The organism is Shewanella goraebulensis, assembly GCF_030252245.1.
Lineage (GTDB): Bacteria > Pseudomonadota > Gammaproteobacteria > Enterobacterales > Shewanellaceae > Shewanella > Shewanella goraebulensis.
Genome location: NZ_CP126972.1, coordinates 301,100 through 323,343 on the forward strand (window position 1 = coordinate 301,100; position 22,244 = coordinate 323,343).

Below are 22,244 nucleotides of genomic sequence, written 5' to 3' on the forward strand. Positions count from 1 at the left end.
ATTGTCTGTTTATTCTTATTGGTTAGTTAACGAAGTAGCCTGTTAACTGAAATCCGACTAGCATGACGCCGCCACTCATCAGTGCTGTGTTGGCCGCGACGGAAAACCGTGTAAAGCTGGGACTACGTCGCCAAAAGCTCATGGCAATTAATACCAACCCCAATGCCATAAACTGACCTATTTCTACACCAACATTAAACGCGATAATGTTCTCAATAAGGCCTTCTTGTGGCAGGTTAAATTCTTGAATTTTTGTCGCTAACCCGAAGCCATGGAATAAACCAAATATCAGCACAGCGAGTTTGGTATTAGGCTGAAATCCCACTAAACGCTTAAAGCCTCCAAGATTATCAAACCCTTTATAGATGATAGAAAATCCGATAATGGCATCAATGAGATAAGCATTAATATTGATGTCGTTAAATACGCCCCAGAGTAAGGTAACACTGTGGCCTAAGGTAAATAGGCTGACATACAGCAATACATCTTTGGTGCGGTATAAAAAGAAAATCACCCCGACAAGAAACAGTAAGTGATCGTAACCCGTCACCATATGTTTAGCGCCAATATAGATAAAGGGTAGAATTGATACCCCTTGGTTTTGAGTTAAAAACTGTCGAGTAGTTTCATCCACTCCGTGGGCATAAATTGAAAATGATGTCATTAACCCTAGCAATATCAAAGATACCTTTAAGGTATTTGCCAAAATTTGGCTCATTGTGTTACTCCAATAAGTCATTGAGTATCTACGTAAACGGCCGATGAATTCAGCTTAATCTAGACGTGATACAGCACAAATGAGTGAAAGCTATCGAGGTTATTTAACCTTGATTCGATACACACTCATGATTCGTTTAAAACGGCTATCGACTTATTGATGTGGTGGTGGGATTGGTGGCGCGTAATGCACGGTAGCATAAGCCGTTTTATTATCGCTAATGGTGCTGGTATGAGTAAATTCTGCCACAAACACTGACTCTATAGGAGGGTGTGATGGAGCATGTGAATGGCTACTGTGTTCGTGATCGGTTTGTGTACTATCGAGCAAAACTGTATCGGTGGCAGTAGATTCAAGAATATCTTGTTGAGTTTCAGTCGCATTAAAGCGTAATTCGCCTTGGTGCGAATGCTGGTGGACAGGTGAATTTGCGTGTTCGTTATCTTCGTGAGAAAAATGACCATGATGATGATTCACCTGACTACCTGATGGGTGTTCACCATGAGGGTATTGCACTGAAAAAGCAGCACTACTAGTGGAAAACTGACACAAGAGTACCAATAACACAATAAGTAGCGTCATTGATGATGGTGAATTAGCGACTCGCAAAGAGCGCTGTTGATAAGACTTATCGGTCAGTTTATGTTTCTCTGTTGGCTCATGCTTATTGGTTTATTGATGGCTAGATTGATATCTAAGCTAGCCGATTAAAGCAGAATTAGTCGCTAACCGCCAGTAGATAAAGGCGATTTAGCGTCTTATTATTGTTAGGTTTTAGGTGCCAATTTTGATTATTTAACTTACTTAGATTAACGGTTTAATGGCACCGCGGATTTTAGCTATTTGATTACAGGTTCCCGTTTGTGAGCAGTTTTCTAGCTCAATGAGCATATGATCAATAAAACGTTGACTTGCAAGGCTGATGTATCGTCTCGACGGGTAGACTAAATAGCACTTTCCTTCATAAGGGGCTGAGTCTTTGAATAGCATTTCTAATTGACCTGTTTTGACATAATCTTGGCAAAAAGGTAATGGCATCATGGCGATACCTGCTCCTGCTAAAGTGGCTTCTAAGCAAACAGAGAGGTTGTTGACACATAAATTCCCTTTTACTGATAAAACCATGTCCTGGCCGAATGGGACTTCATTAAATATTCGTCCGTTTGGGTATCGAAATAAAATTGAATTGTGCTCGCTAATTTCTTCAGGGGTTTGCGGCGTTCCAGCTCGGGCAAGGTATTCAGGGCTTGCAAAAAAATGCACTGTCTCGCTCATGATGTGCCTAGCAACCATTTCATTTTCATTAAATGAATCTTCCAACATAAACGCCAAATCAATATTGTTGCGGATCATATCTTGAGGTTCGGCGCTGACAATAATTTCAACTGTGATGGAAGGATGCAGATCCATAAAATGTAAAATGCCTTGGGTTATTTGCAATAACTCAGGAATAGGGAAGACAAGAATTCGTAAATGACCACCGACATCGGTTTTCTCATTAGTCAGTTCTGACAAGGTTTCTTCTAATGAAGACATCATTGAAGTGGTTTTATCGTAAAAGTGACTGCCCGATGCCGTTAATGTCATTGAGCGGCTTTGGCGGTGAAAAAGCTTTACCGATAATTCATCTTCTAATGCCTGTAAGCGTCGACTCAAGGTTGATTTAGGTAAGTTCAAAATGTCTGCAGCCTCAACAAGGCTGCCGGTTTCAACGATTCTATGGAACAGCGAAATATCTTCAGTTTTCATCTAGATGACTCTTTAAATTGTATTTAACTTATCCATAGCGTTAACAAAGTCCTGACTATCTATTATCAGTTTGCACACACAACTCTGTATATAGCAAGCAAATATAGTTTCATTTAATGGAACCTATAGTTCCAGATCATTCCATTTTACTCAACCATAATCACTGGTATCTTTGCGCCCTGTTTACATCAAGGTTACATGACTTTGTTTCGCTATTGGGAATTCGAAAATGAAACACCTCCTACTACCATTTTCACTTTTATTGTTCATTCTGATGACATCGGGTTGTACTGCTGAGTCTATTGAAACGCCTCCACCGACAATTCGGCCAGTGAAATTGCTAACAGTGACAGATGTTAATGCTGGCTCCATTCGCGCTTTCCCAGCAAAGGTCGCTGCGACTAAACAAGCTAACCTTGCTTTTCGAGTCTCAGGTCATTTAGTTGAGTTGTCGTTATTTGAAGGGCAGCAAGTGCGAAAGGGGGCTGTACTTGCACGCCTTGATGATCGAGATGCACGTAACACGTTATTAAACCGCGAAGCCGATCATGAGCTTGCGGCAGCTGACTTCAAGCGCAAAGGTGAGTTATTAAGACGTGAGCTTATTTCTGCCGCTGAGTATGATTTAGCAAAGGCCCAGCTTAAATCAGCTGAAGCGAATCTTGCGAATGCAAAAGATCAATTAAGTTACACAGTTTTGAAAGCGCCATACACAGGCACAATTGCCAAAATTGATATGGACAACTATCAGATGGTACAAGCGAACCAAGCCATTTTAGTTCTGCAAAAAGACAGCAACATTGATGTGGTGATTCAAGTACCTGAATCATTAGCGAGCACGGTAACGAGATTTAATCCTAATTCTAGTTTTATTCCTCAGGTGCGCTTTGCTAATAATCCTCAAAAAGCATACCCAGTAAAATTGAAAGAACATGCAACGCAAATTACGCAAGGCACTCAAACCTATGAAGTGGTATTTACCTTGCCACGGCCGCAATCTATCACTGTTTTACCTGGCATGAGCGCTGAGGTGAGTATTGATGTGACTGGGACAGAGCCAAGCTCTATCACTGCAATTGTTCCTGCCAATGCTGTGTTTAAGCGTGATGCAGATGGTCAAGATGTTGTTTGGTTATACAGTGACGAAACGGGTACGGTGAATCAGCACCTAGTGACCATAGGTAATGTTACAACCCAAGGTATAGAAATTATTGAAGGCATCAATATTGGTGATCAAGTTGTTGTCGCTGGTGTGCAGTACCTTGCTGAAGCGCAAGCTGTTAAACCTTTACGTTGGCAACGAGGTGTGTAAACGATGAATTTTGCAGAGTATTCGATCACTCATAAGGTGATCAGCTGGATGTTCGCGTTACTGTTGTTGGTTGGCGGTAGTTTTTCATTTTTTAGTTTAGGGCAGTTGGAGTTTCCTGAGTTCACCATTAAAAATGCCTTAGTGGTGACCGCATACCCAGGCGCATCGCCTGAGCAAGTGGAAGAAGAAGTCACTTTACCGCTGGAAGATGCTTTACAGCAGCTTGATGGAATTAAGCATATTGTTTCGATAAATAGTGCTGGCCTGTCTCAAATCGAAATCGAGATTAAAGAGCAATACGACAAAGACGCTTTGCCACAAGTGTGGGATGAAGTGCGCCGTAAAGTGAATGACAAAATTGGCGAGCTGCCACCTGGTGCTTATACCCCAAGTGTTATTGATGATTTTGGCGATGTTTACGGCATTTTACTCAATGTCAGTGGTGAAGGTTATAGCAACCGTGAACTGCAAAATTATGCTGACTTTTTACGTCGTGAATTGGTACTGGTAGATGGGATTAAAAAAGTCACCATTGCAGGTCAAATTAGCGAACAAGTCGTCGTGGAAATTTCACAGCAGAAGCTAAATGCCCTTGGATTAGATCAAGATTATATTTATGGCCTAATTAACAGCCAAAATGTGGTATCCAATGCCGGCAGTATTCGTGTTGGTGATAACCGTATTCGTATTCATCCCACTGGTGAGTTTGATAACGTCAGTGAAATGAAACGCTTAATGGTCAGTGCCCCAGGCAGCTCTAAATTAGTCTATTTAGGCGATATTGCCGATGTATATAAGGATGTCGAAGAAACACCAAGCAATGTGTACCACGCTAATGGCAAGAATGCGCTATCAATTGGTATCTCGTTTTCGAGCGGTGTTAACGTGGTTAAAGTGGGTGAAGCTGTTAATGCGAGAATGGTTGAGCTTAATGGCGAATTACCCATAGGTATGCAGCTAGAAACCGTTTATGACCAAAGCAAAATGGTGGATCAAACCGTCAATGGTTTTTTGATTAACTTAGCTGAGTCCATCGCCATTGTGATTGGTGTATTGCTGATATTTATGGGCGTACGCTCTGGCGTATTAATTGGTTTAGTACTCCTGCTGACAATCTTGGGCACCTTTATCGTGATGAAAGTGCTTAACATTGAATTGCAGCTGATATCACTGGGTGCGCTGATTATTGCATTGGGGATGTTGGTGGATAATGCCATTGTGGTTACCGAGGGGATATTGATTGGTATCAAACGAGGTAAAACTCGCCTTGAAACCGCCAAAGAAGTCGTGAGCCAAACTCAGTGGCCGCTGCTGGGCGCCACCATTATCGCCATCATTGCTTTTGCGCCAATTGGTTTGTCGGATACTGCGACAGGCGAGTTTTGTGTGTCGCTATTCCAAGTGCTATTAATCTCACTATTTATCAGTTGGATTACTGCAATGACCTTAACGCCGTTCTTTTGCAATATGATGTTTAAAGATGGTGAAATCAGTGCAGACGAAAGCCAAGATGATCCTTATAAAGGTTGGTTATTTCAAAGCTATCGAAGCAGCTTAAATCTCGCTATGCGTTTTCGTAGTGTGACAATCGTATTGATTATCGCTGCATTGCTGAGCTCGTTATATGGCTTTGGCTATGTAAAGAACGTGTTTTTCCCTGCATCGAATACACCGATATTCTTTGTGGATGTGTGGATGCCAGAAGGCACAGATGTTAAAGCGACTGAAGCCTTCTTACATAAAATAGAGGCCAATCTGTTAGCCGAGCAAGCAGAAAAAGCTGTCGGGATGGTTAACTTAACCACAGTATTAGGCCAAGGTGCACAGCGTTTTGTTTTACCTTACGTACCGGAAAAGGGCTACAGCGCATACGGTCAGCTCTTGATCGAAATGACTGATTTAACCACAGTAAACAGCTATATGCGTACGCTTGAGAAAGAGTTAAGTCAGCGCTTTCCTGAAGCTGAATACCGTTTTAAATATATGGAAAATGGCCCGAGTCCAGCCGCTAAAATTGAAGCCCGCTTTTATGGTGAAGACCCTAAAATATTGCGTGAATTGGCAGTGCAAGCCGAAGCGATTTTAAAAGCAGAACCAACGGCAGTGGGCGTTCGCCATAATTGGCGCAATCAAGTGCCGATGATCCGCCCTCAATTAGCATTAGCGCAGGCCCGTGAAACAGGCATTAGCAAGACAGATTTAGATGATGCGTTATTGACTAACTTCAGTGGTAAGCAAGTGGGCGTTTACCGCGAAAACAGTCACTTATTACCTATAGTGGCACGCGCACCAGCGAGTGAACGTTTAGATGCTGAAAGCATTTGGAAACTGCAAGTGTGGAGCTCTGAAAATAACACATTCGTGCCAGCAACACAGGTGGTCTCAGGGTTTGATACTGAATGGGAAAACCCTTTAGTGATGCGCCGCGATCGCAAACGAGTGCTATCTGTTTTGGCTGACCCAGTTAACGGTACAGACGAAACCGCTGATTCAGTATTTCGTAAAGTTCGCCCAGCAATTGAAGCTATCGAATTACCAGCAGGCTATGAGCTAGAGTGGGGCGGTGAGCATGAAGTCTCTGTTGAAGCGCAAGAGTCGGTATTTAGCTCTTTGCCATTAGGTTACTTAGCCATGTTTTTAATTACGGTCTTATTGTTTAACTCTGTCAGACAACCGTTAGTGATTTGGTTTACCGTGCCGCTAGCATTAATTGGTGTGGTGTCCGGCTTATTGTTATTTGATGCGCCCTTTAGCTTTATGGCGCTACTTGGGTTACTCAGTTTAACTGGGATGATCATTAAAAATGGCATCGTGCTGGTGGACCAAATCAACGTAGAGCTCAGAGAGGGCAAAGACCCTTATCAAGCGGTAGTGGACTCGTCGGTTAGCCGCGTACGACCAGTGTTAATGGCGGCAATTACCACCATGTTGGGGATGATCCCGCTGTTAAGTGATGCCTTTTTTGGCTCGATGGCAATTACTATTATCTTTGGTTTGGGCTTTGCGTCGATTTTGACATTGATTGTTTTACCTGTGGCGTACACCATCGCATTTCGGATCCCTTATCAAGGAAAAACCGTCGCAATCTAATGATACAGCAAGGGTGACCTTGCACGTGAGATGATAAAAAGCCTAACTTGTCGTGCAAGTTAGGCTTTTTATCATATACCCAGATTAATCCTTGGGTTTGTATTTATTGAGGTTTGATACAGCTAAAGCTATCTGAGCTTTCAATATCGCCACTACCGTCGTAAGTGGCGACTTGTGGGAAAGGACAAAGTGGGCGAGAGCGATCTTTAGCCCAGTCAACTGGCAGCTCTGTATTTTCTTCACGGGCATTGGCAGTAATTGACTCAGGCGCCATTCCCGTTTCTACCCAAGTGACAATATCATCTAAAATGGTATTAACTTGGTCGGTTGCTGGGCCATTGCCACAATGGTTCATTCCTGGAATCAGGTACAGTTTGGCAAACTCATCAGCGTTACCGGCATTGGCTTCATCAACTGATTGATACCAATCAATGGTATTTTGAACAGAAAATACAGGATCTGCAGTTCCGTGAAGTAAAATCATTTTTGCGCCACGTTCACGCATTACGTCATAATTTGTTTCTCCGCCGAGCGCCATAAACGACATTGAAGATTCGGAGAATTCACTGGTGGTTGCATTGATTAAGGTATTTGCTTCATCCATATCAAGCCCCACAGCATATTGATAAGCCTCGATTAAGCCTGCATCACTAGAAGTATCGTAATTATCGAATTCAACAGGAGGCGTTGAAAATACTGTGGCAACGGTACCAGCATCTCGGCTAAAGGCTGCTGACATTTCCCAGCTTGCCCAACCGCTAGCACCAATGCCATTGTCGTATGGAAAATGTGTGTATAGGTCTTCACCTGAAGACAGTTGTGGTCCTGCCATAATATTGCCAAGTACGCGTTTTTGCTCCGCGGTTAAACAAGTACCATCACGCTGACCATCACACTGTGGTACGTCCCTGTTAATATCAAAAGCCAACTGACAACCTACAAGGTCGCTAATAATGCCATCTTCAAGTCCATCTAATGCATCACACTGTTTGGTGATACTTGATGCGAGCAAATCATATTCAACAGCTAAAACTGTGCCTTCTATTGCAGCAGTGATTTCGGCGGCGGTCGTTAACGGCGCATCGGCAGGTATTAAGGTTTCAAATTGCTGTACACCATACAATTGCGTCACTGCAGCTTGAGGCAGATCGTTGCCAGGATCCCCAACTAAGAAACCATCATACATTTCTGGAAAACGTGTTGCTGCGACCATGGTATGACGACCACCATTAGAGCAACCTGCAAAATAAGAGCGATCAGGTTGTTTACCATAAGCATCAGAAATTAGAGATTTTGCCATTGGGGTCAGTTTTTCAACTGCGCCATAACCGTAGTTAATACGAGCTTGGTGATCCAGACCGAAATATTGTTCACCGTAACCATCATGGCCAGCATCTGAGCTGATAACAGCGAAGCCTTTGTTGAGAGCGCTGGCGTCATAGGCAACTGTACCTAGAAATATCCCCATTGCTTTATTCACTTTACCGTCTAAACCGCCATTAGCTTGATAAAGAAAACGACCATTCCAGTCGGTAGGAAGACGCATCTCAAAGCTGATGGCATATGCTTGATCTTCAATGCCTTTTAACCCTTTGCCAAGCCGTTCTTCCATTTCACCCGTCAGAACACAGTGGGCGGGCGTTGCGAAGATTTGCCCTCTACCATTGTAATCTATCTCACCAGCATCGATGAGCTCTGCAGAAGTAATAACAGTGTCTTCAAAGGTAAATTTTTCAATAAGGGCTGTACAGTCCGCTAATGTTGCTGGTTGCGCCTCACCTAGTATTGGTAGGCTTGTTGTATCGTCATCGCTGCTATTACAGCCGCTTAATGCAAAGGATAAGGTAATAGAAAGCGCAACAGTGCTTAGTTTCATCTTCATGAGAAACTCCAGTTGTATTGATTGTTTTAAAAAGAAAAAGGGCCTATAGGGGAGGCGGCCCTTTTATTTTAGAGATGATGTAAATAGAGCTTAGATTTCAAATTTATAGTAGACGTAGAAACGGGTATCCGTTAAATCGTCACCAGTGCTGTAATTTACAATGGCATGACGAGCTCGTAGACTGAGTCCTTCTACATATTCTTTCAGGTCGTAACGTACAGAAATATCAGTTTCATCAATGTCTTGACTCGCGTCACCATCGACTTCGTAGTTTGCCCAGTTTAGATATGCGCTAACGCCATTAAGCGCAGAGCTTGGTGCAAAGCGGTAGGCAAGTTGCGCAGCATACACATCTTCATTTGCGCGGCCAGATTGAACAACTTGTTGAATAACCACTTTTTCATCGCCAAACGGTGCCACAATATCGCCATCACCCGTTTCAACGTATTTAACTGTTGCATCAAAGCCATTCCATTTCATACCAAGGTGAAAACCAGCTTGATAGGTATCGAATTGTGCTTCGGTGCTACTTAAACTCCCTTGGGAATCTTGTTTTAAATAAGATGGCTTGAAGTACCAGTTTGTCGCACCTAACTCACCGCTCATCGTAAGTTTGAAATAGGTTTGTTTGTATACGTCTTCCATGTTGTAGTGCCAAAGGCTTGCTTTCGTTTTCACCTGTTCAAACGGTAAGGTGTAATCAAAACCTAGAGCCAACATTGGGTTATCTTCAACATCAACGATAACGCCTTTACGAGCAAACTCCCCCTTTACACCATCAGAAGCATTGGCAAACTCTTCATCGGTCCAGCCCATATAATCAGTGATATATAAAGCTGAAATGGCTAAATTGTCGATTGATGTATTTTTAACACTCGCGCCACGGTAAGTGAAAGGGATCGCTCTTAATGGAAACGGGTTCATCATTGGCGTGCGAAGCTCTTGGGCGCCAACGGTAATTTTAGTGTCGTACCAGTTGCCACTGACAAAGTATTCTTGCAAACGGTTAACTGAGTCACGCTCATTTGAAGTGCCCGGTGCACCGCCACCCACTAGTCCATAAATGGCATCGTTGCTATCCCAAATTGGGTTTGCAGAGGCGAATGAACCCCCAAAGCTGACCCCATTTGATTCACCTGAACGTAGGTAAAAAAGTCCGCCAAAAGAGGTGTCACGTCTATCAGCGGTTTCGCCATCAAAATCGCGCTGAAAATCAAATAACTGTAGTTGCCCTTTGAACGTTGCATCGTTGAATAAATTTGCAATAGGCTCTGCTGCAAAGGCTGGGCTAGCCGCTAAACAAGCTGCGACTACTGGTAGTAGTTTTGTGTTCATATTTATCATCCATGTTTATTGGTTTAATTTTTGCCGATATTCATTGATTTCGATTAAGGCGTGACGAAGTCAAAACGTTGATGACAGCCTTCGCAGTAGTTCTCAGACTCTTTATGTTGGTGGTGACAATAATTACAGTTCGTTTCGGTATCGAAGTGACGGTTTTTATGAGGGTTTGTTGGCTCAAAGTCAGCCGTTGCTTCTGCTAAATCAGCGGTGTCATGACATGCTAAGCACTTAGTTATGCGAACTTCTTCTTTCTTACTTTTGGCATGACAATCATTACATACAAGCCCTGCATTTTTGTGGGTGACTTCTAGTAGTTGCGCGTCATTAGCCATTGCATTACTGGCCAAGAAGCTGAATGCAAGAGAAAATATAATGTTGTGGATAGTTAAGTTTTTCATTGCTTTATTCCATGATTTCATTTTGGAAGGCTGCCTGAATAACAGGCATTCACTTTGTTGTCGTTATGGCGTTTATAGCTTGGCAACGTATTTGCCTGCTAAATAACCAAAGGTGTAGCAGCGACCAAGTGATAGACCGAAAACAGTGAGTGGGTAATCAACGCCACCGTAGAAGCCGCCACCTAAATTACCGATGACGAATAGACCACCAATTTTGTTACCGTCAGCATCTAGTGCCTGGTGGTTCTTATCGACTAACATTCCTGAGCAAATGGTAGAAACACGCATACGGCGGTGAATGCCATAGAAAGGAGCTTTAACAATCGGCAGCATTTTAGAAGAAGGTTTGCCAAAATCGTCATCTTGCCCTGTTTTGCATAGCTCGTTATAACGCTTAACATTGGCAACGAATGTTTTAGGATCACATTCCAGTTTGACTGCTAACTCTTCCAATGTATTTGCTGAGTAAGTGTTTGTGAGTGAGGCGTAAACCCCTTTTTTCTCGGCTGGGTCTTCAGGCATGTATTTTTTCATTTGCTCTGGAGAATAAAGTTTGCCCGGCCAATCAGCAGCTTGTTCCATGTAGTTAGCGTCAAATACTTGTGAGTAATGACCTGCATTTTCTTCATCACGTAAGTAGTTGTTCATCAATGACATTGCTACGGTTTCATTGACGAAACGATTGCCTTTACGGTTAACCGCAAGGAAAGGCATATCACACATTGAAGCTGGGCCAGCATCAAAATCGTGCAGCATTTTAGTGTGTCCTACAGGCTCGATTACGCCGCCAGCCCAATAGGCCATAGAGAAACCATCACCGTTACGATCCATTTGCTTACGTTCAAAGTTCTTTAAGTCAGGGATAAAGAAGTCACACATTGCTTTGTTGTTCTGGTAGTCACCAGCTGACAAAATCACACCTTTTTTAGCCATAAACTTGTGGTAAGAACCGTCACGATTCTGAGCGATGACACCAATCACCTTGCCTGATGCATCTTGGATCAGTTGGTTTGCTGGCGTATTGAAGAAAAACTCTACTCCTGCTTTCTCGGCTGTCTTAGCAAGATCACGCATGCCGTCACCAGTGGTGTATGGCTTAGGCCCAAAATATGAGGTCACAAAGTTAAGTTTGTGTTCAGTTACACCATGAATACCATGCTGTGGGCCAGTACCTTGATCGACAACTTGTGCGCCGCCCTTTTTAGCGCGATCAATAACCCAAGATACGGCTTCGCCTGAGTTATAAGCCCACTCTCTTAATAGCTCTGGGCTGCAGCGATGTGCACTGTCACTCATAAGACGGGCAACCATAGCTTCAACACCTGCTTTATCACAGTTCGCCAAATCAAGGCCTGAGCCAGTATTCCCTTGAGAAACAACAATGGATTGTTTTTGTAGTACCGCAACTTTAGCGCCATTCTCAGCAGCCGATAGCGCAGCAGGTACACCTGAAGCACCAGCGCCGACAACAACAACATCGAATGTTTGTGTAGAAGAAATTTGACTATCTTTGATTGGTTTTGGCTTCGGCATGAAGTCTAGAACAGCACCACCATCAGAACTTTTTGCGAGATTTTCTGTATCACTCGCCGTGGCTGCTTCCGCACTAGCACTTGATAAACCCGTAAATGCGACTGCACCAGTTCCCATTGCTGCTCGGGACAGAAAGCTTCGGCGCGAAATACCATGCTGCAAAACGTGACTCGTATATTGATCCATGACTTTGGTTTCTGGTGATTTGTTTTTACTCATTTTCCTACTCCTTTGCCCTAGCGGCTTAGGGTGATGACCACACCGCTAACAGCGCACTTGAACTTCTACCTGCTTAGTGAATTAGGGTTTGCGGTAGCTTGATATTGGCCAAACTTCTTTCCGCTTTACCAATTGTCAAATGTATGACGTTTGATTGGTGAAATGTATGATATTTAATTTTGTAAGTACATAATGTTGAGTTAAAGTTGTAAAAAGGGTCACAGATTCAGTTTTTTTCAGTGTGAGTTCACTAAAATAAAATTTGATTAACATTAACTGGAGTTAGGGTGTTGTTTTTATAAACACAACTGGGTAGGAAGTACTCACTTAGTAACAATATTGATAGTGGGATAAGCGGTTGAGAACACTGCTCAATAACAATGGGTGTGATACTATTAATCATTAAAATATTTTAAGGGTTTGTCTTGAGTAACTTTAAACCAATCAAGCAAGTAAAGGCCTCTGATGAGGTTTTCAATCAATTAAAATCTGCCATTTTTGATGGTCAGTATTGTGCTGGTGACAAGCTACCTTCAGAGCGAGAGCTGATTGAAACCTTTAGTGTTAGCAGAACGGTCATTAGGGAATCATTTAAAGCGTTAGAAGCCAATGGTTTGATTGAAATTAAACAAGGGGCAACAGGTGGCGCATTTGTTAAACAAATGACCTTTGAGCGCTTAACCTTGGCGACGAAAGATTTGTTTTTTCTTAACCAAATGTCGTTTAGGGAAATTTGCGAAGCGAGGCTTGAAATTGAGCCAATGGTGGCCCGTTTGGCAGCTGAGCATTGTACTGAAGAGCATAAAGCCTTGTTGTTAGATGCCTGTGCACACGAAAGTGACTCATTACAATATCCTGAAACGGTGCTGTTAAGAAGCCAAGTTCACTACATACTGGCTGACATGTGTGGCAATCGTTTTTTGACTGCAATTGATAAATCTTTGATTCAGTTGGTTGGGAGGATTGCACATAAATTTCAACCTGATACAGACAAGATTCATCCAGCAGGTATGCATGATGATTTGGTTCAAGCTGTGATCAATAAAGATGGTGATACTGCTGAGAAGCTAATGCATTTTCACTTAAAAGACTTTTTAGATATTTTGCAAAAGATTGAATCAGATTTCAGAGAAAGTCATAGTTAACCCTTCTTATTCAGTCTGATTTCAAACACTAAGTGATTATTTACTATCACTTAGTGCTCTACTGCCAACTCACTTAATCTTGACTATTGTTAAAGAGAAACCAAGCGTCTCATTATGGTTAAAGCCATTGAGTCGTGTGAAGGGCACCGCCTCAATCTAGACTTGAACAGTCGTTCATTGTAAAATTGAATTAGGTGCTTTATGCGCTGTGTAATCATCCCATTGTAAGGACGTATTGTGCTTAAGGTGTTGTTTTGTCTTTGTCGGCCTTTAACTAACTGCCACCCATTAATTGCGCTGAGAAAAGTATTATGAGTAAACCTGCCAAATTTAACCGTAAAGAGACCATTCAAAAAGCGGCCAATTTATATTGGCAAAAAGGCTTTCACGCTACATCGATGCGTAACCTTCAAGAAGTGATTGATATGCGTCCTGGCAGTATCTATGCAAGCTTTGGTAGCAAAGAAGGGCTATTTAAAGAAGCACTACAGCACTATGCAACATCAGGTATTGTTCAGTTAAACCAGTGTATCGCCGATAATGATTCTCCTATTGCAGCGCTTAAACAATTTGTTGAAACTGCTGTGCTGGCTAATCGTAATTGTGCCCCGAGTGGCATGTGTATGCTTGTTAAAACGGTGGCGGAATTGACTGACGAAAATGCAGATTTACTTGAACAAGCAAAGCGGTCATTAGTGATGGTTGAGACAGCATTTGCCGAGTTATTGGCGCAAGCACAAGTGCAAGGTGAAGTAGACAGTCAGCAGACACCTCAAGCACTGGCACGTTTTTTACAAATACAGATTATTGGTATTCGTACGTATGCCCATGCCAACAGCGACGATAATACGATTCAGGATTTTATCGACGCAATTTTCAGTAATCCGCCTTTAGCCATGCAGAGTTAATAGGACTTTTCATCGTTGAAGCGATGTTATTGAAGGTGCTGTTATGAAAAGCTCAGCTATTTACTGAATACATGTCATTAAAGGGTAAGGAGTGAGGAAGGTGAAAGAAAATCTAAAACGGCCAGACATCACCTTGGCTTTTGATGTGTATGGCACCTTAATTAATACTCATGGCGTGTTAATCCTGCTCGAGACAATGATAGGCGACAAGGCTAAAGCCTTTTCCACTCGTTGGCGTGAAAAGCAATTAGAGTATTCCTTTCGTCGCGGGTTGATGAAAAACTATGTTCCTTTTAGTGACTGTACCCGCCAAGCACTTGAATATACCTGCGATTATTATCAAATTTCCTTATCTACTGAACAAAAAAATGCGCTGATGGAGTGTTATAAAACCTTACCCAGCTTTGAAGATGTTAAGCCTGCCTTGATAGCATTGAAAGCCCAGGGTTATCGTATGTTTGCTTTTTCAAATGGCACTAAGCGTGCCGTTGAAACATTACTGCATGCTGCGGGAATAGATGCATTGTTTGAAGGGGTCGTCAGTGCTGACGAGATAAAAACGTTTAAGCCTAACCCAGATATTTACCAACACTTTTTACAGGCAACTGAGTCGAAGGCAAGTGATACTTGGCTGATATCAAGTAATCCGTTTGATGTGATTGGTGCAATAGCGACGGGGCTTAAAGCGGCATGGATTAAGCGAACTGAAGGCGCTGCATTTGACCCGTGGGAAATGCAGCCTAACGTGATTGTTGCTGATTTACAGCTGCTTGATTCTGCAGTTAACGAGTGTGTTAAATAGGTGCAAAGCTAACTCGTAAGCGAGCTGATAACTAGGTTGTTATTAACGAGTAATATACGATAATCACTGATAATAAGTCACTGATAGTAAGTAACTAGTAATAAGTAACTAGTAATAAGTAACTGGTAGTAAATAAAATAACTGGTAGTAAATAAAATAACTGATAGTAAATAAAATAACTGATAGTAAATAAAATAACTGATAGTAAATAAAATAACTGATAGTAATTGAAGCCTTAGTAGAATTAAGCAACTCGCTTTTTATTTTTAAGCATTTCTTGATCGGCTTTATCGAGTAAATCAGTAAAACTGGCATGTAAATCGACTTCGATACTACCAATAGAGACTGAATACTCAGGTAAATGTTTCGCGCGTTTCGCGCAGCAAAAACCAACTTCTAAACGTTGCTTGAAGGCAACGAGATCGGATTCACGCTCTAACATAACTAGTGCGACAAATTCATCCCCGCCAATACGGCCAATCACATCACTTTGACGCACGGTATTCTGTAATACTGTGCCAATGTGCTTAATCATATCGTCACCCGTTTTATGGCCATATTGGTCATTAATAAGCTTAAAGTTATCGACATCTAAGTAGCAAAGTCCCAGCTTAGCTTGGTTACGTTTGGCTAGCGCAATACGTTGCTGACTCAGGGTTTCAAAGCCACGGCGATTATTAATGCCTGATAAAGGATCTGTAATCGCCAGTTGCTGCATTTGGCCGTATAAATCGATTAAGGCGAGATCAGATTCAAGAATGTCTTTTAATTGTTCAATAAGCTCTAAGTAACTGTCCTCATATTCTGTTTGCTTATAATCCATGACACAGAATGTTCCGAAAGGGTGCCCGTCAGGCCAAAAAACGGGGACGCCCAAATAAGACGTAAAGCCATCGTTGTGGACTTCTGGGTTGGTATCCCAACAAGGGTCTATCGGGGCATTGGGCACATATAGCGGATTGCCAGTTTCAACGATACGGCGACAGAAAATATTGGCTTCGGGTTCTATGACAATGCCTGCTGCATAGGGATTAGTGTCTTGCTGACTTGAGATAGTGACTTGAAAGCCATCATCGGGGGTAAATTGAACTAAAAAACCGGCAGGAGCATGAAATACTTTAGCAAGTAAGTTAACCGTTTTCTGCCATTTATCTAATGATATTAGCTCATTAGGATTATCAAGAAGGAATGTTTTGGGATCAAATATTGGTTTTGTTTTATTCATTGATAAACCCATCATGCTTTTTCAATGAATTAATTATAGTTCAAGATTTCAGATTCGAGGTATTGCCAGTCAGCGCTAGCGTGGAGACAAGGATTTGAATATAACCGTGAAGGCAAATCTATATAAGCTTTTTGTCGCTCAATAGGTTTGCCGAACACAGATGCCATGTTAGGTAACGATGACAAGTTAGTTAGCGGACTCTTCAAGTAATTGAGTTAGTACTTGCTTATAAGAGTCAACAGGGTGAGCACCGTTTAGCGCGCTGGTGCGGTTAAATACCACAGTGGGAACAGATGAAATACCCGCCGCTGTCCATTGGCTTTTTACCATATTGATGCGCGTTCGCACCTCAGGGTTATCCAGTAACGCCATTGCTTTATCAACTTGTAAACCGACTGCGGCTAACTCTTCAGCCAACACTGCTCTGTCTGAGATATCTTTATGTTCAGTGAAGTAGGCAGAAAATAATCTTAGCTTGAGCTGGGTTTGCTTATCGAATTGTTTGGCATAATCTAACAATATGTGCGCATCGAAGGTATTCACTATGTGCATGTTATCGCCAAAGTTAAATTCAAAACCTAACTGGGCGCCACGAGCGGTAATATTGGCGCGGGCTTGGTCACTCTCTTCGCGGCTCGAACCATATTTGCGTGCCACGTGAGCACGTAACTCTTCACCTTCTGGTGGCATGTTTGGGTTAAGTTCAAACGGTTGCCACTCAATATCGACTTTATCTGCAATATCCAGCTCGCGAATCGCTTGTTGTAAGCTTTGATAACCAACAATGCACCATGGACAAACAACATCTGACACGATATCGAGTTTAATTTTATCTGACATGCTTAGCCTTGTTTTTGTGGTAATGAAACGTAAACCAGCGAAAGCAGATAATGCTTTCGCTAGTGCTATGTTTTACTTGTTATCTTGCCATGCAAATGGCTGAAATGGCGCATCTACTGGAGTATGTGCAATGTGATTAACGTAGTTGCTGATCACTTTTTGCGACAAACCTAGAATAATTTCCAGTAACTGTTGTTGACCATAACCTGCCGCAAAGAAGGCGTCCATTTCTGCATCGGACAATAAACCACGTTTACGAACCATGAGTAATGTGGTGTCGTGCAGTGCTTGTAACTTTTCAGTTGGCATAGCAGTGCGGTTTCTTAGTGCTTCGGTTAATCCACTATCAACTTTCATCATTCCAGCAATAGCGGTATGTGCTGGGACACAATATGTGCAGCCATGATCAACATTAATGGTTTGCCACACTACGGTAAGCTCTTCGGCGTTAAATGATGAGTTAGTAAATAGTTTATGTAGGTCTTGATATGCCTCAAATGTAGCAGGAGACTCAGCCAGCACACCATGTAGGTTGGGGATCATGCCGTTAGCTTTTTTAGATTGCGCTAATAAATCTTTACTTGCTTCAGGCGCAGTCTCTAAGGTGTGAATAGTAAATTTGCTCATGGTGTACTCCAGAATTTATATCATTCAAATGTGTTTAATTAATTCAAATATTATTAGCAGTAATACACCATGTTGTTGGCGTACATTTGCTTGGCGTGGTTAAAATATAGAATGAATTGAACGATCGTTCAAGCTTTATTTTGAACAATTGTTCAAATTGGTGGGGTTATTTTCCTAAGGCTATGAAAAAATAAAATAATTATTTTTAGAAGAGTATTTCAGGAATGGTTTTGAAATAGGTTGGTGAAGTTGCTTGGAGCGTAGTGTCAGTCCGAAAGGAGAATTTAATTTTGCAGTTTTTTACAAGGCAGGCGGTCGATGAATTAGTCTTATATCAGTTAAAAACTAAGTGGTATTGGACAACAGGTGCCAATAAAAAAGCCCAGTTACACCGGGCTTTTTTGTGGTTAAAACAGGATGTTTTAGATCGCGGATTGGCGAGAACTAGCCGATCCGCGGGCCATTCTTGATGGCGACCGAACGAGCCAGAATCCCTAACGTTGTCCCGTTATGCAATAAAGCACTCATGGTTGGATTAAGCCAGCCAAGTGCTGCAGCTAGCATAATGCCACTGTTGACGTATTCAGCGACTTTAATGTTGCTGTTGATCATCTTCATTGCGATTTGAGACAGCTGATAAGTTTCAGCAACACCGTATAACCTATCTTGCAGTAACACGACATCGGCAGCTTGTCTGGCAAGCTCTGTGCCTTTGCACATGGCTACACCAACGTTAGCTTTGGTTAATGCAGGTGCATCATTTACGCCATCACCCACAAACATCACTTTATGGCCTTGCTGCTGCAATGACTCAATGATGGTTGATTTGGTTTCTGGTGTCGCCTCTGCAAACACTCTATCGAGTTTGAGATCTTCTCCAAGCATGTTGGCTTTGTAGACACTATCGCCAGAGATCATCATCAATTGGCTAATGCCCAACTGTTTTAGATCCTCTAGGGTTTGATAGACATCTTCACGTAGGTGATCTCTAAGGCCAATCATGCCCATCAGTTCGCCTTGATGAGAGATAAAAATCAGATGACGCCCTTTGGCTTCATATTGACGAATTTGCTCTTCATAGGCACTAAAGTCGACAGATTCATGTGACTCAAGGAAGTGACGACTACCCATAACAAGGCAATGGTCATTGACGGTACTTTTGAGCCCATGAGCAATGACGTATTCCACTTCACCATGATCAATGTGTGGCAGTTTATGATGTTTAGCAGCGTTCACTACCGCTTGTGAAAGCGGATGGTTGCTGTGTTCTTCAACAGATGCAGCAATGGCCAATAAATCTCGAGCGCAGTGTTCACCTTGGCAATTGAATGGCACCACGTCGGTGACCTCCATATCGCCATGGGTTAAGGTGCCGGTTTTATCGAATACACACACATCGACTTCGGCTAGCTTTTCAATGGCGCTACCGCCTTTGAGTAAGATGCCTTGCTGAGCAGCGCGGTACATAATGGACTTGAACGTCACTGGAGTACTGAGTTTTAGCGCACAGGAGTAATCGACCAAAAAGACAGATGCGACACGATTAATATCTTGAGTCAGTGCAAATACTGCAGCACCGATCCCTAAGGTAATTTTTACGCGGCGATTCGCCATGTCTTGGGTGACTTGCTGGATCTCGCTTTTTTCGCTCAGAGAGTCGTAAATCAGTTGGGCAATTTTAGCGGTAGTCGCTTCACTACCGACCTTATCAACTCTGACCTTAATCGTGCCTTCATGCACGCTAGAACCTGAATACACAACGGCATCGAGTTCTCGTCGAATAGGAACACTTTCACCCGTCAACGCTGACTGATTAATTAGCGCAGCGCCATCAATGACAACGCCATCAATCGGAACAGGGTCACCTGGAACTAATTCGATAATGTCGTTCACCGCAAGCTCAATTGAGCTTACCTGCAAGCGAGTGCCATCAGGCATGATCTGCCAAACAATAGACTCTTGTGGGATCATCAAATCAGCGAGCAACTTGTCACTTTTACGACAGGTTTCTTGCTCCATGAATTCGCCAAGACTAATGAGCGTTTGGGTCATCATCGCAGTGCGATAATCTCCGCGATAGGCTGATAAACCTACGGCGATAGCGTCAAGCACTTCAACCGATACACGTTTTTGTTTCAGCTCTGAAATGCCTTCAGCAAGGGTCGGTGCTATCAGAGTGGCAGTGGTCAAAGCCCCCCATTTATTAGGCAGCAAAGCCGCTGATAAAGTACCAATGACATTCATGGCGATATCGCCACGGGTAAATTGATGCTCAGACTCTTCAAGCTCAGCTTCGCTAAGATCAATCTGGGTTAGCCTAGCCTCGATAGCGTGAGGCTCAAGCAAGTTGTCATCGTAATCAATCACAATCGAGTGAGCGGCTTCATTGACCCGCACAGCACTGACGCCTTGGATCACCATGACGCTTTTTTTGATCCACTCGCCAGTATCTTCAAGCTTGGTTGCGCGATTGAGCTTGAAGCGTATACGACCCGGAATATGGTGCTTAATTCGCAACGGGATCATTATTCACCTTTATGCAGATTACGGTAATAATCTAACTCAGCTTGGGTGTCTTCTAAGCGCTCTTTAAGCTCTTCTACTTCACCGCGAACTGTAGACCAGGCTTTTTCGCCGGTTGATGCCACGCTTTGTTGCACCTTTTTATTGCTGATCAAATACGCCACGGCAGCGCCTGCGGCTAATCCCATCATAAAGTGGGTTTTGGTGTTTTGTGCTTTATATGGTGCAGCGTTTTCAGTCGGAGCAGACTGTGCCTGTTGAGCCTGACCTGCTGGGCCATAACCGTAACCATAGCCATAAGGAGGATAATTATTCATGGTGATTTTTTCCTGAAAATTGATCGACGAGGTAAAGTCCCGCTGCGCCTGCAGCCAAAATCGTCATTAATGACAAGACTGGACGGCCAGCCATTTTACCAGCAGCATAAGTGGTGAGCCCACTGATTGCCGCCGCTTGAATGGCTGATTTAGTCGCCTTAGACACCATCATTTCTGCTTCTATCTCACCTTGTTTGTAAGATTTCCACTGGGTGGCGACTGAGGCGCCACCGCCTACCATGGCACCGACAAGCAAAGCACGGCTGGCAGGGCTTAGTTGGCTGTATGTATTACTCATGCTGGTTTCATTTCATCTGATGATTGCGTTGCTAGCACTGGTGCTTCTTCAGTTGGAGCAGGCTCTGTTTCAGCAGTCGCTTCTTCAGCTGGTGCTTGATAATGACGCTCTACAGATGCTTGAAAACCTTCTTTACCCGCACTGTAGGTGTCTTTAAAGATTTCACTGCTGTTAGTCACGTTTTCTTTAACGCTACTCGCTGTTTGGCTTGCGGTTTCTTTTACTTTACCGCCACCCGTTTTGAGCATGTCACCTGCGCCAGATACTACGTCCATTAACTTGCCACGGACTTTATCATTGCTAAGTAATAATGCGGCTGCAGCGCCAATCATTGCGCCTTTCCAAAATTCTTTATCGTTCATACCTAAGCTTCCTAATATGTCTTTAAACATGCCTGCGTCTTCACCTAATGCTTGTTCGAGCATGGCTTGCGCCTGTTCCATAAATGGATCGCTTTGCTCTGCATTTGCGTCAGCTTCTGACTGAGGTGGCATGTTAGGGTGAGGATAATATGCGGGGGGCATCATGTGCGGTTGTGACCACATTGGATGATGTTGCGCATAGGGTGAGTGATAGTGTGGATGCCCGTGTGGGCCATTAAATCCTGGGTGCATATGCGGATGGTTATGCTGCATGCCTTGATGCATGCCTTGATGCATGCCTTGATGCATGCCTTGATGCATGCCTTGATGCATGCCCGGATGCATATGAGCATGAGGGTGTTGCATGTGAGGGTAGCCTGAATTAGGCGGCATACCGTAACCATAACCTGAAGGCATATGTGATTGGTAAGGATTCATTTCTGGTGGTACTTGAGCCTGCTGTGGCTGAGCTTGCGGATTTTGCTCTTGTTGAGGGACGCTTTGATTGTCGCCTTGTTGAGCATACTGTGGGGCATAACCCTCGGATGTGTATTTATGGCTCATGTTCTAATTCCTTCGGCATTTAAGTACTGAGCAAGGGCGAAATAAGCGTGTTCTGCCTGCTCATCTGTTCCTGCGAAAAGATCATCAACCAGCTCAGGTTTGACTAGATTGGCGTTGTATTCAATGACGATGCTACCAGTCGATTTATTGATCTTATAACTGACAAAAGCGGGTACTTGAGCAATCACATCGTCAACATTTTGCAAATTAAACTGTATCAGGTGTGACATGATCCCAAGCTTGTATTTGAGACGAATTCGGCCGGGAATATGATGAGCTATCATGACCCAGCGTCTCATTTTGATAACTTTGTTTAGATATTTGTCCATTCGAGCATTATACGAACCGAAAATCTTGAGTTATTTGTTTGAGATCACGTTTGAGTGAA

Annotated in this window: 20 protein-coding genes; 5 read left to right on the forward strand and 15 right to left on the reverse strand. The window is 43.0% G+C overall.

Going from position 1 to position 22,244, the window contains the following annotated elements:
- Positions 1-22: 22 nt before the first annotated feature.
- From QPX86_RS01465 to QPX86_RS01475, 3 genes are all read right to left on the reverse strand, one after another.
- Positions 23-718: a HupE/UreJ family protein gene (locus QPX86_RS01465; protein WP_285163888.1), complete on the reverse strand. Its 696-nt coding sequence runs from the start codon at positions 716-718 to the stop codon at positions 23-25.
- A gap of 153 nt (positions 719-871) precedes the next feature.
- Positions 872-1,300, reverse strand: a complete 429-nt coding sequence (locus QPX86_RS01470; RefSeq protein ID WP_285163889.1) for a hypothetical protein — start codon at positions 1,298-1,300, stop codon at positions 872-874.
- A gap of 222 nt (positions 1,301-1,522) precedes the next feature.
- Positions 1,523-2,467 (reverse strand): LysR family transcriptional regulator, encoded by a 945-nt coding sequence (locus tag QPX86_RS01475; RefSeq protein WP_285163890.1) that lies wholly within the window; start codon positions 2,465-2,467, stop codon positions 1,523-1,525.
- Between the two features lie 229 nt (positions 2,468-2,696).
- Here QPX86_RS01475 and QPX86_RS01480 point away from each other — a divergent pair, with 229 nt between their 5' ends.
- Entirely contained in the window at positions 2,697-3,779 is a 1,083-nt protein-coding gene (locus tag QPX86_RS01480; RefSeq protein WP_220752437.1) for an efflux RND transporter periplasmic adaptor subunit, read from the forward strand.
- 3 nt (positions 3,780-3,782) lie between these two features.
- Positions 3,783-6,869, forward strand: coding sequence for an efflux RND transporter permease subunit (locus QPX86_RS01485; protein WP_285163891.1), 3,087 nt, complete (start codon positions 3,783-3,785; stop codon positions 6,867-6,869).
- A gap of 103 nt (positions 6,870-6,972) precedes the next feature.
- On the opposite strand, the gene QPX86_RS01490 is transcribed toward QPX86_RS01485, so the two are convergent.
- From QPX86_RS01490 to QPX86_RS01505, 4 genes are all read right to left on the reverse strand, one after another.
- Positions 6,973-8,751: a tannase/feruloyl esterase family alpha/beta hydrolase gene (locus QPX86_RS01490; RefSeq protein ID WP_285163892.1), complete on the reverse strand. Its 1,779-nt coding sequence runs from the start codon at positions 8,749-8,751 to the stop codon at positions 6,973-6,975.
- 90 nt (positions 8,752-8,841) lie between these two features.
- Positions 8,842-10,086: an OprD family outer membrane porin gene (locus QPX86_RS01495; protein ID WP_285163893.1), complete on the reverse strand. Its 1,245-nt coding sequence runs from the start codon at positions 10,084-10,086 to the stop codon at positions 8,842-8,844.
- A 53-nt stretch (positions 10,087-10,139) separates the two neighbouring features.
- The gene (locus tag QPX86_RS01500) at positions 10,140-10,493 is read right to left on the reverse strand and encodes a cytochrome c3 family protein (RefSeq protein WP_220752434.1); all 354 of its coding nucleotides are present in this window, start codon (positions 10,491-10,493) and stop codon (positions 10,140-10,142) included.
- 72 nt (positions 10,494-10,565) lie between these two features.
- On the reverse strand, positions 10,566-12,245 hold the full coding sequence (locus QPX86_RS01505; RefSeq protein WP_220752433.1) for an FAD-dependent oxidoreductase: 1,680 nt from the start codon (positions 12,243-12,245) through the stop codon (positions 10,566-10,568).
- Positions 12,246-12,670: 425 nt separating this feature from the next.
- Between QPX86_RS01505 and QPX86_RS01510 the strand changes: the two genes are divergently transcribed.
- From QPX86_RS01510 to QPX86_RS01520, 3 genes are all read left to right on the forward strand, one after another.
- On the forward strand, positions 12,671-13,390 hold the full coding sequence (locus QPX86_RS01510) for a FadR/GntR family transcriptional regulator (protein ID WP_285163894.1): 720 nt from the start codon (positions 12,671-12,673) through the stop codon (positions 13,388-13,390).
- Between the two features lie 311 nt (positions 13,391-13,701).
- Positions 13,702-14,298 (forward strand): TetR/AcrR family transcriptional regulator, encoded by a 597-nt coding sequence (locus tag QPX86_RS01515; RefSeq protein ID WP_285163895.1) that lies wholly within the window; start codon positions 13,702-13,704, stop codon positions 14,296-14,298.
- Between the two features lie 100 nt (positions 14,299-14,398).
- A complete protein-coding gene (locus tag QPX86_RS01520; RefSeq protein WP_285163896.1) occupies positions 14,399-15,100 on the forward strand; it encodes a haloacid dehalogenase type II in 702 nt (233 codons plus the stop codon).
- A gap of 244 nt (positions 15,101-15,344) precedes the next feature.
- Here QPX86_RS01520 and QPX86_RS01525 read toward each other — a convergent pair whose 3' ends face one another.
- From QPX86_RS01525 to QPX86_RS01560, 8 genes are all read right to left on the reverse strand, one after another.
- Positions 15,345-16,325, reverse strand: coding sequence for a sensor domain-containing diguanylate cyclase (locus QPX86_RS01525; protein WP_285163897.1), 981 nt, complete (start codon positions 16,323-16,325; stop codon positions 15,345-15,347).
- 186 nt (positions 16,326-16,511) lie between these two features.
- Positions 16,512-17,165: a DsbA family oxidoreductase gene (locus tag QPX86_RS01530; RefSeq protein WP_285163898.1), complete on the reverse strand. Its 654-nt coding sequence runs from the start codon at positions 17,163-17,165 to the stop codon at positions 16,512-16,514.
- Positions 17,166-17,237: 72 nt separating this feature from the next.
- Positions 17,238-17,792: a carboxymuconolactone decarboxylase family protein gene (locus QPX86_RS01535; RefSeq protein ID WP_285163899.1), complete on the reverse strand. Its 555-nt coding sequence runs from the start codon at positions 17,790-17,792 to the stop codon at positions 17,238-17,240.
- A gap of 444 nt (positions 17,793-18,236) precedes the next feature.
- Positions 18,237-20,318, reverse strand: a complete 2,082-nt coding sequence (locus tag QPX86_RS01540) for a heavy metal translocating P-type ATPase (RefSeq protein ID WP_285163900.1) — start codon at positions 20,316-20,318, stop codon at positions 18,237-18,239.
- A complete protein-coding gene (locus QPX86_RS01545) occupies positions 20,318-20,632 on the reverse strand; it encodes a YtxH domain-containing protein (RefSeq protein ID WP_055025539.1) in 315 nt (104 codons plus the stop codon). Before QPX86_RS01545 ends, QPX86_RS01540 begins: the two co-directional genes overlap by 1 nt.
- Positions 20,625-20,930: a magnetosome protein MamC gene (locus QPX86_RS01550; protein WP_055025538.1), complete on the reverse strand. Its 306-nt coding sequence runs from the start codon at positions 20,928-20,930 to the stop codon at positions 20,625-20,627. Before QPX86_RS01550 ends, QPX86_RS01545 begins: the two co-directional genes overlap by 8 nt.
- The gene (locus QPX86_RS01555; RefSeq protein ID WP_285163901.1) at positions 20,927-21,856 is read right to left on the reverse strand and encodes a hypothetical protein; all 930 of its coding nucleotides are present in this window, start codon (positions 21,854-21,856) and stop codon (positions 20,927-20,929) included. Before QPX86_RS01555 ends, QPX86_RS01550 begins: the two co-directional genes overlap by 4 nt.
- The gene (locus QPX86_RS01560; RefSeq protein ID WP_326521681.1) at positions 21,853-22,185 is read right to left on the reverse strand and encodes an HMA2 domain-containing protein; all 333 of its coding nucleotides are present in this window, start codon (positions 22,183-22,185) and stop codon (positions 21,853-21,855) included. Before QPX86_RS01560 ends, QPX86_RS01555 begins: the two co-directional genes overlap by 4 nt.
- Positions 22,186-22,244: the final 59 nt, after the last annotated feature.

Bases quoted from the DNA above. Each gene is read 5' to 3' on its own strand.
- QPX86_RS01465 (WP_285163888.1), bottom strand. From the start codon at position 718: ATGAGCCAAATTTTGGCAAATACCTTAAAGGTATCTTTGATATTGCTA.
- QPX86_RS01470 (WP_285163889.1), bottom strand. From the start codon at position 1,300: ATGACGCTACTTATTGTGTTATTGGTACTCTTGTGTCAGTTTTCCACT.
- QPX86_RS01475 (WP_285163890.1), bottom strand. From the start codon at position 2,467: ATGAAAACTGAAGATATTTCGCTGTTCCATAGAATCGTTGAAACCGGC.
- QPX86_RS01480 (WP_220752437.1), top strand. From the start codon at position 2,697: ATGAAACACCTCCTACTACCATTTTCACTTTTATTGTTCATTCTGATG.
- QPX86_RS01485 (WP_285163891.1), top strand. From the start codon at position 3,783: ATGAATTTTGCAGAGTATTCGATCACTCATAAGGTGATCAGCTGGATG.
- QPX86_RS01490 (WP_285163892.1), bottom strand. From the start codon at position 8,751: ATGAAGATGAAACTAAGCACTGTTGCGCTTTCTATTACCTTATCCTTT.
- QPX86_RS01495 (WP_285163893.1), bottom strand. From the start codon at position 10,086: ATGAACACAAAACTACTACCAGTAGTCGCAGCTTGTTTAGCGGCTAGC.
- QPX86_RS01500 (WP_220752434.1), bottom strand. From the start codon at position 10,493: ATGAAAAACTTAACTATCCACAACATTATATTTTCTCTTGCATTCAGC.
- QPX86_RS01505 (WP_220752433.1), bottom strand. From the start codon at position 12,245: ATGAGTAAAAACAAATCACCAGAAACCAAAGTCATGGATCAATATACG.
- QPX86_RS01515 (WP_285163895.1), top strand. From the start codon at position 13,702: ATGAGTAAACCTGCCAAATTTAACCGTAAAGAGACCATTCAAAAAGCG.
- QPX86_RS01525 (WP_285163897.1), bottom strand. From the start codon at position 16,325: ATGAATAAAACAAAACCAATATTTGATCCCAAAACATTCCTTCTTGAT.
- QPX86_RS01530 (WP_285163898.1), bottom strand. From the start codon at position 17,165: ATGTCAGATAAAATTAAACTCGATATCGTGTCAGATGTTGTTTGTCCA.
- QPX86_RS01535 (WP_285163899.1), bottom strand. From the start codon at position 17,792: ATGAGCAAATTTACTATTCACACCTTAGAGACTGCGCCTGAAGCAAGT.
- QPX86_RS01540 (WP_285163900.1), bottom strand. From the start codon at position 20,318: ATGATCCCGTTGCGAATTAAGCACCATATTCCGGGTCGTATACGCTTC.
- QPX86_RS01545 (WP_055025539.1), bottom strand. From the start codon at position 20,632: ATGAATAATTATCCTCCTTATGGCTATGGTTACGGTTATGGCCCAGCA.
- QPX86_RS01550 (WP_055025538.1), bottom strand. From the start codon at position 20,930: ATGAGTAATACATACAGCCAACTAAGCCCTGCCAGCCGTGCTTTGCTT.
- QPX86_RS01555 (WP_285163901.1), bottom strand. From the start codon at position 21,856: ATGAGCCATAAATACACATCCGAGGGTTATGCCCCACAGTATGCTCAA.
- QPX86_RS01560 (WP_326521681.1), bottom strand. From the start codon at position 22,185: ATGGACAAATATCTAAACAAAGTTATCAAAATGAGACGCTGGGTCATG.